Consider the following 12,353-nt stretch of genomic DNA (forward strand, 5'->3'; position numbering starts at 1 on the left):
CACGAATGGAGGGCGTTTGCAAACGCCCGGACGCTGGCTCAGCTCCAAAATTTCAACTGGACATGAAGAGGACGCTTAAACTGAGGAGGTATCTGCACCCATGAAAGTGAACTGGAAGCGCATCATCAGCCTGGTGCTGGCAGCTTGCCTGCTGTTGGGCCTGCTGCCCGCCCAGGCGATGGCCTACTACACGCCGGCCGGGAGCAAGCCGGTCATCCAGACGGCCAACGGCGCGCTGGAGCCGGAGGACGACTGGGATGAGGTCTATCCCTACGGCGCCTTTGCCCTGGACGCGGCCGAATTGACCCTGTCCGAGGGCGGCGAGGGCACCATCACCCTCTACCGCCTGGGCGGTACGACCGGCCGGGCCACGGTGCTGGTAAGATATGAGCCGGTGGTCTATGCCAACGAGGACCAATCGCCCAACTACGCCAACGCGCTGAGCAGCGGAGACGTGACCATCCGGGTGGAGGAGACCCAGAGCGCGGCCTGGTACCAGCCGGTGGGCAAAGCTCCGGACCCGCTGGAGCCGGAAGGGACCGTGTCCGTGCGTCAGAGCCGGGCGGACGAAAACGGGGACGTGGTACTGACGCTCTCGGAGGGGCGCGCCGAACGCTGGCAGTGGTATATCCTCAGCGGCGGAGACTGGAAGACCATCGGCAAGGCCACAGAGGCCGCGCTGACGGTAGCCGAGGCGGATCTGGACGGGTATGATTTCCGCTGCGTCTATACGCTGGGCGGCGTGACTTACTGCTCCGACTCTCTGCTGGGGCGGGAATACGTCCGTCCGGCGCAGGAGACCCTGGAAGAAAGGCCGGAGGATGTGCCCCTGTGGAGCGAACCTTCCTACCTGCCTCTGGCCATGGACGAGGCGGATCCCTACAGCGGCTATGCCTTCGCGGTCACCTTCGCGGAGGACGAGTGGGTCAAGGAGCTCCGCGTGACCATCGAGCAGGACGACGAGGCGGAGGCCGACGAGTTTGCCACCTTCCGCCTGGCCGGCTGTGAGGGCGGGGCCATTCTGGACGCGGCCAGCACCCTGATCCTCCATGCGGTGGACGACGAGACGCCCGAGGCCGCGGAAGTCGGCTTTGCGCTCACCCAGGTGCGGGCGGACAAGTCCGCGGGCGTTGCCGAGGTCACCGTCCGCCGCACCGGCGGCACCCAGAACGTGCTGAGCGTGGACTGGGCCACTGCCGACGGCACCGCCAAGGCGGGGACGGACTACGTCGAAGGGAGCGGTACGCTGGCGTTCTATGCCGGGGTGGACGAGCTGACCATCCGGGTGGAACTGATCGACGATAAGATCGTATCCCGGGAGGATACCGCGGACTTTCAGCTGGAGCTGTCCAATCTGAAGGGCGGGGGAGACCGGGCGGACCTGTATACCCTGGGGGCGGATACCGCCGTTGTGTCGCTGTACAATACGGCCGCCGGCACCGGGGAGAATCTGGCCACCGTGCTCTACGACGCGGGCGTGGTGGACGTCAGCGGCGGCGTATCGGAGAGCGGCACCATCGCCGCGCCCGCCGCCGGGCCGGACCTGACCGGCGAACAGCAGGAGAAGAGCGTGGGCGCCGTGGAGATTGTCTCCGGCAGCGCCGCCTCGGGGGACGTTTCCCTGTTTACCTACGATTATGCCGACCGGCTCTCGTTCCGCGGCGGAAGCTGGAGCGGCTCGTACGACACGGGCTATCTGGAAAAGAAAATGTACGGCCGGGATCACGGCCCCCACAACATGTATACCAACGCCTATCTCAACGAAATGTTTACCAATCTCAGCGGCCGGGTGAATTTTACCGCCAGAATGCATGAGGACTATGGCAACCCCACCTGCTCCAATCCCTATTTCCGGATCGCCGGTTCCGCCGGAAAGCGCTACGAGACCGGTTCCGACGCCCATCTGGAGGGCGGAAACAGCCTTTGGGGCGGCGGGACGCTGTACTGGACGCCCTGGAAATACGCGTCCTACGCGTTTGCGACAGACGCAGACGGCGGAGACGCCAAATACCTCCAGTTCGGGCAGTACGGCGTCAACGGCCAGAATCTGGCCGGCGATTACGGCAGGGCGTCTACCGATGGGCTCACCCTGACCCGCCGCCTGCTGACGGGCCGCTTCTCGCTGCGCATCTACACCGCCAACGATTCCGATTCCGCGAACGGAGCCACGGTGCTCAGCGAGGCCGCCGGGGCCTATGAGGGCATCAAGCCCACCATCACCATCACAGACGGCGGCGCCAGCAGCGGCAGGCCCTATGTGGGGACCACCATCCAGGTGAACGTACCCAACTCCGCCGCCTATTTCCCTGCGGCGCAGGACAGCAGCCTCTCCTACGCGCTGTTCCTGATGGATGCGAAGGGCGCGGTCCTCCGGCAGGTCAAGGCGGCCCCGGTCACCTCGGGCGACCGGGTGACGGCCTATACCATGACTCTGGTGTGGGACGGCATGACCGCCGCGGATTTTGCGGCCGATTATACCCTCTGCCTGGTCATGACCCGCAAGCAGTCCATCCAGGTGGACGTGGCTCCCTCCGTGCCCCGCAGTCTGGACGAGCAGGGCAACGTCCAGGCAAACATCGACAACAGCAAGATCGGCGAGACCATTGAAAATTTCTACCGGGACAGCCATATTTCCTATGGCTGTACGCCCATATCCGAGCGCCAGTCGGACCGGTTTGACACGATCACGGAGGTGAAGGCGGGGGACGCGCTTTTGACCCGGGAGGCGGCGGAGAACTCCACCCTCCTCAAGTCCAATACGCTGGAAAACCTCCAGTGGATCTGCTTCAATCTGCCCGCCACGGATAAGATCCTCTTCGGCGGCGTGGTCTATGACGGCAATGCCAAGATCTGGCTCAGGCAGGCGGACCTGGCCTCCGCCAACCTGACGTTCCGCTACTATCAGGGCGATTACGCCAAGGTGGACAGCGTCATGACCACCGCCATCGACCGCACGGCGCTGTATCTGGACGCCAACCGCAACGGCCGGATCGACGGCTGGTACAACGAGGCCACCGGCACCTTCGTGCTGACGCCGGTGGACGGCGTCAGCGATCAGCTGGTAATGTTCCTGGAGGATGGGGTGGACTACGACGAGAGCATCTTTGCGCCCCAGCCCTGCTTTGACAGCGACGGGGCGATCGCGGGGTATGCCCAGCACTTCCTGAAAGCCTTCTACACCATGACGCCCCGGAACCTCCAGGTGCCGGAGGGCGGCGAGGACGAACGGGCCCAAGTGCTGCCCAGCTTCGTCACCGACGTGACCGGCTCCGCCGCGCTGGGGCGCATGACGGAAGAGCAGAAAAGCTACCGCTACATCGTCAGCGGCCTGACCCGCGCCTATTCCGTGGAGGACGTGGCGAGCTTCGCGCCCAGCGAAGGCGACTATACCCGCTCCGCGGATAACCACGCCATGTACGGCGGGGAGGCCGGCAGGACCGGCGTCATCGACCTCCCCCTGGGCGGCGATTTCCACCCCCTGCGCATCGTGGGGGATACCGTTACCTGGGAGCCCCAGTTCAAGGGCAGCCTGCTCTATCCTTTTGCATATCCCTCCCCCATCACCATCCCCCACAGCTTGGCGGGCAGCAATATCCCCCTGGCCGGGACCGTGGCGGACGGCAGTGCGCGGGGCTGGAGCTATGCGGACGAGGCGGAGGCACTGGCCCAGATCAACGGCTACCTGGGCTCCTATGTCTATAACGACACGTATGCCCTCAGCGTACAGGTACAGAATAAGACCACCGATGAGATCGCCGCGGCAAACGGCCGGGTCTATCAGGCGGACGGCAGCGGGAACATCCAGGTGCTGGACGCCGACACCGCCTGCGCCCCGGCGCCCGAGCCCGAGAGCACCAACCGCTATGGCGGCGGCCTGTACGAGAATTCCGACTACCTCAAGGTCATGAACGGGACCGTTGCCCCGGATGCGGGCGTAGACACGGCCAGCAAAAGCACCGCCGGCACGATGTCCCTGATGGACGGCGGCGACGGCGGCATGTTCGAGATGGACGTGGGCACTCAGCTGCCCGCCTTTGAGGTCGGCGCAACCGACTATGTGACGGTCACCGTGGACGGTTATGAGGTCGGCTTCTCCATCGGGATCCCGCTGGGCGGCTATAACTCCAACGGCGACGCGGGCACCGGCGGGACCGGCGACGGCGGCAACAATCCGACGCCCAGCCCCAACCCCGGCAACCCGCCCACGCCGACGCCCACCCCCGGCAACCCGCCCGAGAAGGAGAGCAACTGGTTCGGGCCGGGCAAGGCCAACGCGGCCAACGGGGAGGACATGGCCAAACTGTGGAACTTTATCAGAGGCAACAGCGGGGCGGGCGAACTGGACGACTCCTGGCTGGCCTCTCATCCCGTAGCAGACCAGAACGGCAAGAAGGCCGACCCCGAGTTTACCTCCAAGGGCTTTTCCGTGGGCTTCTCCGTAGCGCTGGCGTTTCTGTTCAAATACGACCCGGTGAGCAACGCGTATCAGTTCAACCAGTTCACGGTGGCGGTGTCGGCGGAACTGGAATTTACCCTCCAATACCGCCTGTCCTTCTTCCCCATCGTGTACATCTTCCTCACCTTCGGCGGCGGCATCGAGCTGACCACCGGCCTGACCGTGGACCGGGAGGTCCACGAGATGAGCGACAAGGTGACGCTGGCCGATCCGGAGGATCGGAGCGCGTACACCTACGCGGAGACGCTGGAAAAGGATCAGACCGTAGCCTTTACGACCGATATCAAGGCCTTCCACATCACCTTCTCCGGACGGCTCTACCTGGATTATGGGGATGAAGACCGCAAAGGCATCATCGAATCCGACGGCAGCGCTCCCGTGCTGATCATCATGGCCAAGCAGGACGGGGCGAAGCTGAGCGAGAGCAAGACCGTCACGCTGCGGGCCGTGGACGAGGAGACCAGCATCACCCGCGTGGCCAAGGTGGATTATTCCGAAAACAACACCTACTGGAACGGGCTGGAGCTTTCCCCCTCCTTCATGATGGAGGCGGGCGCAGGCCTGGGCATCGTGTGCTTCAAGCTGGAGATATTCCTCAAGTTCAACGTGGGCGCCACCTTCCTGTTCGGCGAATACGAGCGGGACTATAAAGACGGCGTCTATACCGGCTATCACTACAACGCCGCCAAGGTGAAATCCTTCGAGCTGGGCATCGGCCTGGCGGTGCGGGCGGTGTTCACCGTGCTCAGCTATGAAATGGATCTGATCCGCTACGCGGTGTCCTATGAGGATGGCGAGGGCTGGTCTACCGGCTGGGGCGCCTTTGGCGATCGGATGGGTACCCTCAGTGTGGAAGACAGCAATGGAGACGTCTATTCCTCGCCCATCTCCATCGGCCTGCTGGGCAGTACGGCGGATACCCAGCGGATCTATACCCCGGATACGGGGGACGTGTCCCTTTTTGCCTACCAGCCCAGCGACCAGGACGCCCCCTTCGAGCTGTCCGGCTACGGCTCCTCCGGCGACGCCTTCAAGCTGGTGGACGGACTCATCACCGGCTATGATTACAAAGTGGTCAGTGTGGACGGCGCCAACTATCTGGTCTATACCGTCAGCCGTGAAACGGCCGGCGAGATGGACAACATGATGCTGGTGCTCTCCAAGATCAAGGCAACTACAACGAATTTGAACGAAAAATATGCCCTGGTCAATCCGCTGGATGAGACGTCGGACACCCCCTACATCGAGCTGGACAATGACAAAGCGGGCGATCTGGGCTTCTCCGCATGGACGGAGGGGAGCGCCATCCACGCCGCCTGGGTCAGCTATCAGGCGGCGGACTGGGCCGCGGGCGGCAGCGTAACGGTACCTGCCAGCGCCTGCCCGGCGGATATGAACAAGTATAATTACACCTCCTTTGCCGGCAAGGCCGCCGCTGAAAACGACCCCGCCGACGTGCCGGCGCCGGAGCAGCCCCAGCCGCCCGCGCAGACGCTGGCCCAGCCGCAGCCATCCAGCTATTATGTAACGGCAGCGGCCTACGATCCTGAAACGCACGCGGGCTATACGGCCTGCCCGGACGAGGAAACGCCCGCCCATTATCTTGCGCCGGGCTATGAGGATCTGCCTGCCGCGGAGCGCGCCTACCAGGCGGCGCTGACGGCGTATGAGGCCAACCGGAAAGCGTGGGAGGACTACGCGAAGGCCAGCGCAGAATACCCGGCCAAACAGGCTGCTTATGAGGCGTGGCAAAGCGAGCAGGCGGAATACGACCAATACAAGGCCTGGTATGACTATTTTGCCGGAAGCCAACAGGCACAGACGGACGCCCGGGCCCTTGCGTTCACCGCGGCACAGACCAATACCGTGATCCGGACGGCCGCCTTCGACACCACGCAGACGGAGCAGGGCTTTACCGGACATAAGACCCTTTCCGGTACCGGTACGGAACACCGGGCCGGCGTTTCCCTGCCGGACGGCGCTGGGGACGCGGTGTTCTACGCCAGGGCCCATCACTACACGGAGGATGAGATCGCGCAGAAGACCGCCGGCTATCAGGCGCATCTGTACCGGATGTACAGCGGCGTAACGGATCCGGAGGCGCGGCAGGCCATGGTGGCGTACGGTCTTCAGACCGCGCTGGCCCAATGGCAGATCAACGGCAAGTACAGTGAGCTCCATGCCAGTATCAACGGAGTGGATGTGGGCGCCGCGCTGGCCAAGGACGCGGACGGCGCCGGCGGCGAAGTCATCGAAAACATCGACGTGCTGAAAAAGGATGCGAATACCTACTACGCGGCCTATACCACCGGCCTGGACAGCGCGCAGGACAGCGACCTGGCCCATATCCGCCGCCTGTATCTGCGGGCGCTGACCAAGACGGGGGATACGTGGGCCTGGGGCGAAGCCCGGCTGCTGCGCACCATTGTGGACTACGACCAGACCGACAGCAAGGACGGCTTCTACCGGAACGGCGCGCTGGCCGGCGCGTATGAGAACCCCTACTTTGCAAACCTCCAGTTCCTCAACGGCAAGATCGGCGGCAAGCTGCAGGACCCCGAGACGCTGAGCCTGCTTTCGGACGGAATTGACCCGGAAGATTTCCTGCTCTTCGAGATGAACGGGGCCGCTTATATCATCAAGGCGGATAGTCTGGACAGCATCCTGACCAGCGGAACCGGCACCCTCTACCCCTTCTTCAAGGCGGAGGACTTCGTGCAGGCTGACGGGACGACCAGGAGCCAGGCCTCCAGCGGGCGCACCGCCGTCACCATCGGGGCGGACAGCGCGGGCGGCATCGCCGCCGTTTACGTATCCCCCGTGTCGGGCACGGTAAACAACGCGGTCTACCTCAGCCGCTTTGACCCCGAGACCGGCACATGGAGCGCGGGCACCATGCTGGCCATGCGGGGCATGCAGATCTATGAGGACAGCATCGCCAATAACTGGACGGCGGAGGAGACCCAGGCGGCCTACCTGGGCAAGCTGGAGGGGTATGAGAACGCGTATGCGCCCAAGGACGATCCCGCCCAGTTCACCTTCGCCAACCTCCAGGCCGCTGTGGGCGTACAGGTGACGAGCGAAGGCGAGTGCAAGGATACCCTGCTGGTGCTGGCCCAGGGCAGCATGCTGCCTCTGGAGGAGCGGCAGTCCGGCGGCGAGACCATCCTCATGCCCAAAAGCGGGGCGGACGCCAGCGTGGGCATCTATGCGCTGAGCTACGGCATCGGCGGGCAGGGGATCGGCGGGGACCATCTGAGCTTCCCCTTCTACCAGTTCACCGCGGGCAGCAAGCTATACCCCACCCTTTCCTTTACCAACACCGGCGACGCGGCGATCCGCGGCAGCCAGGCGAACAAAATCACGGTGAAGCTCATGGTCCAGCCCGCGGGCGGCACCGGGGCGGTGGAACTGGGGAGCTGGACGGTAGCGGAGAACATCCGGCCCGGCGAGACCGTGACGCTGAGCGGAACGGTGGAGCTGGACCGGGACCTCCAGGCCGGAAGCGTATTCTATCTCACCGTCAGCGAGGATGCGACGTATGCCGAAAGCGCCTTCCAGGCCACCACGCTGGATACCGACGCGGATGGGAACCCCACCGGGACCCTGGTGGTGGAGGAGAAGCCGGAGCTGGGCTTTGAGCGCTTCAACCTGACCCGTAAGGGTGTGGATGAAAACGGCAACACCATCCTGGAGGTGGACTTCCAGGTGGGCAACCGGGGCAGCGTGACGGCGGAGGATGTGTATGTCCAGTTCCAGTATGAGAACGGCGTCGACGCCGCTACCGGCGCGGCCGCCTACGGCGTGCTGGACATCACCGCGGCAGAGCTGCGCGTCTCTCAGGAAGAGCGGCTCACGCTTCTCGACGCCAGCACCGACACGGAGAAAAAGAACGGTATCCTCTACCTGTACAACGCTTCGGATGGGGGCGATATCCGTTCCGGCTACGGCCGTACCGTCACCGGAACGCTGCTGGTGCCGCCCTCCTGCTACCAGGGGGCTCAGACCGGCAGCCTGAACCTGAAGGTGGAGGTCTTCCGTGACGCGGACCGTCTGGAGACCTGGACACAGGGCGTGCGCGTGGCGGAGCATGACGAGTACGATACCCTGAACAACGTGCAGACCAAGAGCTTTGAGCATACCACCTATCTGTCCGCGCCCGACCAGCTCTCGCTGGCCATGGGCAATACCCTGCGCCTGCCCGTTACGGCCTTGTCCACCACGGGCGCCGCGCCGGTCATCACCGCCACCGAGGCGCCGCCCAGCGTGACCGGAGAGCAGAACCACCTCGGGATCCTCTACTATAATGCCGCGGACAGGACCGTGGTCATCGTGCCCTCCTCCCGGGGCGCCGGGGTCATCAATCTGTACGATGCCCAGACCAATACCACCCAGGCCATCGCGTACACCGTGAGCGGGCAGGAGACGGGCATCAACATCTATAAGGACAACAATTTCTTTACCTTTATCAACAAGAACGGCGGCATCTATGACGAGAACGCCGGTCCGGACGGACAGACCTGGTCCTTCAGCAAACATGACGTTCCCGCGTGGGGCGCCGACAACACCGCGCCCTCCCGGGGCGACCTGTCCTATGCCGAGGGCGGCTCCAGGCTTACCTTCCGCACCGTGGCCTCCGCCATCGACCTGTACGTTAAGGGCACCGTACAGGTGGAGAGCACTTTCCCCGGCTTTGCGGCACAGACCGTCGCCGCTGAGGGCGGAAAAGCCGGTTATGCATCCATCTCCTTCGGAGACAATGTGACCGGCTACACCCATACCGTCACCATCACCGTACCGGAGCGTACCGCGGAGGCGGTGCAGTTCGACAAGCTGGTGGAGTATTATTACGGCAACGCAGTCCCCACTCCGGCGGACGACGGCAACGCGCCCCAGATCTACTGGAGCCGCAGCTTCCCGGACACCGCGTCCATCCAGAGCGGCAGCGGGAGCGTGGCGCTTACCTGCTATGTGCTGGATGACACCGGGCTGAGCTCCCTGACGCTGAACGGCACGGTTCCGGCGGCGCTGAAACAGAACAGCGCGGGCTTCTGGCAGTTTGACGCAGCCGTGACGCAGAACCAGACCCTGGTGGTGCAGGCGCGGGATCAGGCGGGCAATACCACCGCCCGCAGCGTCGCGGTGGACTGGTTTGCACATCCTGTTTCCAGCAACACCAACGCGTACGCGCCCTTGCTCACCACCGCGTGGAAGATCAGCACCGACGGCGGCGAGACCTACAGCGGCCTGCCGGCCGGGCAGTATGTGAAAAACCTCCAGAAGGCCGCGCTGGAAGTGACCGGCACGCCCCACGATGCGGAGACGCCCATCGCCTCCGCCGGGGTGAAGTTCCATGAGGTGAAGACAGAGGAAGGCGCTTCCGGCTGGGAGCTGCAGGAGCTGACGGCCCTTGCGGATCAAGAGAGCCTCTTCCAGACAGAGCGCAATGGAATCTATCAGGCCACCGTCACCGCCCGGGACGGCACTTGGGCCACCCGCTTCGTGCTGATGGAGCAGATGGACTCCGATATCCCCACCGTGACCCTGGAGGCGGAAGAGGCAGACCCGCTCAAGCTGAGCTGGTCGTCCTCCAAGGGAGCGAACAGCGCGTCCCCGCTGACGGACATCCGCATCAACGGACAGAGCCAGACCATCCGGAGGGATCAGACCATGCTGAAGGGTTCCTTCCAGGCGGCCTTTGCCGGCGAGTATGTGCTGGAGGCGGAGGACGGCGCCGGGAACGTGGCCACCAAGTCCCTGACCGTTACTAAGACCGTACCCATTACCCTCAGCGAGGGCGCGCAGATCATCCGGGAGCCCTGGAACCAGGCGGCAGACAACGGCGAATATGCCCTGGACGCCGCCAGGATCACCGGCGGGCGCTATGATGCCGACCGGTCCAAGACCGAGACCGGCCGTTATCAGGGCGCGTATGAGTTCGTCCTTCTGACCGGCGCAGAGGCCCCCAAGGACGGCGCGCCGCCGGAGGAGGCCCAGTGGAGGGCGGATACGGAGCGGCTCACAGGGCTCAAGCCCGGGGCGTATGTGCTCTATCTGCGGGACAAGAACGACCCTTCCAACATCCTGCACAGTGATGTGACCATCGGAAACGCCTATATCCGCTATACCGCAGCCGTCAAACGGGCCGCCTACGGCCAGAGCAACGGCGCGATCTACGTCACCGCCTCCGGCGGACGGGACGGCGCTGGCCTGTACCAGTTTGCACTGATCCCCAAGACCGGCAGCCAGAAGGACCTGACGGATGTAGCGGCCCTCACCGGCTGGCAGAGCATCCGCATGCCCCTCGCCGCGCTGAACCGGACTACCCTGGACGCACTGGCTGCGGGTGACTATCAGCTGGGTGTGCGCCTGATGGCGGGCGTGACGGTGAACGAACTGCAGGACCTGGGCACGCTGTACGACGCGATGACGGACGCCAAGGCCCGGGTGGATACGGCGCAGGCCGGACAGTCCGCAGCAGCGATCCGGAGCAAGGCGGCCGAATCGGTAGCCGAAGCTGCCAGCGCCCTGCAGGTCTGGCAGACTGAGGCGGGAAATCCGGAGACCGAGGCGGCGTACAAAGAACGGATCGGAAACGACACGGCCGTGCTGGCTGCATTGGAGGCATGGCTGAACGCGGCAGAGGCCGAAAGGAATGCGAAAAAGGCGGCCTATGACAGGGCGGTGAGCGACTATTTCACCGGCGTACACACCGCATCCGCCGCGGCTGCGAAGAATGCTGCGGAGGACGCGCTGGCCGCCGCCACAGCGGCCTACGAGAGCGAGCGGGACCGGTTGAACGCGCTGGCCGACGCGGCGTATGAGGCCGACCCGACCCTGTGGGAGAACGCGGCCACCGGCTTTGTCAGCGTGGAGGCTTACATCCCCGACGGCGGAAGCGGCGCCTCCTCCGCCGGACAGGTGAAGCGGGACGACCTGACCTATGACGAGACGGAGAAGACCGTTACCGTGACCTTCCCGGAGGGTGTAACCAAGCTGTCCGATTCGGTGAAAAAGCAGCTGGTGGAGGATAACAAGAACTATGACATCCTCCTCCGGGATGAGGGGCTGTACGTGCGCATCCCGGCGGGCACACTGCAGGAGGGAGACGACATTGCCAGGAGGATCGTCCGCAATGACGGTTCCTTCCGGGACCTGACCGGCTGCGTGATCGTGGTCACCGGCGCCGACGGTACGGAGCAGGTCCTTATCTGGAGCAGCCTGACCGACAGTGAGTTTGCCTACATCGCCTCGCTCCCCGGCTCCTACCGGGTGGTGGACGCCAGCGAGATCTTCTATGACGTGCCCCCGGATTACTGGGGCCGTGAGGTCATTGCCTTTGCTGTGGCGCACGAGTTGTTCCGGGGCGTGGGCGGCGGACGCTTTGCCCCCAACGCAGCCATGAGCAGGGCCATGTTCGTCACGGTGCTGGGCCGTCTGGCCGGGATCGACCCGGCGGACTATACCGACCGGGTCTTCCCCGACGCGGACCCTGACGCCTGGTATGGACCTTACGTGCAGTGGGCCAGCGAAAGCGGCATTGTAAGCGGCTACGGAAGCGGTCGCTTCGGACCGGACGACCAGGTGACCCGGGAGCAGATGTGTACCATCCTGGCCCGTTATCTGGATGCCGCGGGACAGAAACTGCCCAAGGCGGCCGACGCGGCGGCCTTTACCGACGCCGCGCACATCAGCCCCTGGGCGGAGGAAGCCGTCGCCGCCTGTCAGACCGGCGGCCTGATACAAGGCAAGGTCGGCGGAGCGTTCGATCCCAAGGGCAGCGCGGGCCGCGCCGAGGCAGCCGCGCTCTTCACCCGGCTGATCCGGGCATTGCTGAAAAGCTGACTCCATACAAGGAAGCGCTGTGGGGCGCGGTTTTCATCGGAAACCGCGCCCC

The 12,353-nt window shown here is 64.5% G+C and carries 1 protein-coding gene; it reads left to right on the plus strand.

The window, feature by feature from the left end; translation table 11 throughout:
* The first annotated feature begins 100 nt into the window (after positions 1-100).
* Positions 101-12,301 carry an S-layer homology domain-containing protein gene (locus NE547_RS12600; RefSeq protein ID WP_256176089.1) on the plus strand — a complete coding sequence of 4,067 codons (12,201 nt, stop codon included), beginning with the start codon at positions 101-103 and terminating at the stop codon, positions 12,299-12,301.
* The last annotated feature ends 52 nt before the right edge of the window (positions 12,302-12,353 follow it).

The sequence above is a fragment of the Flavonifractor sp. DFI.6.63 genome (genome assembly GCF_024462255.1).
Lineage (GTDB): Bacteria > Bacillota > Clostridia > Oscillospirales > Oscillospiraceae > Lawsonibacter_A > Lawsonibacter_A hominis.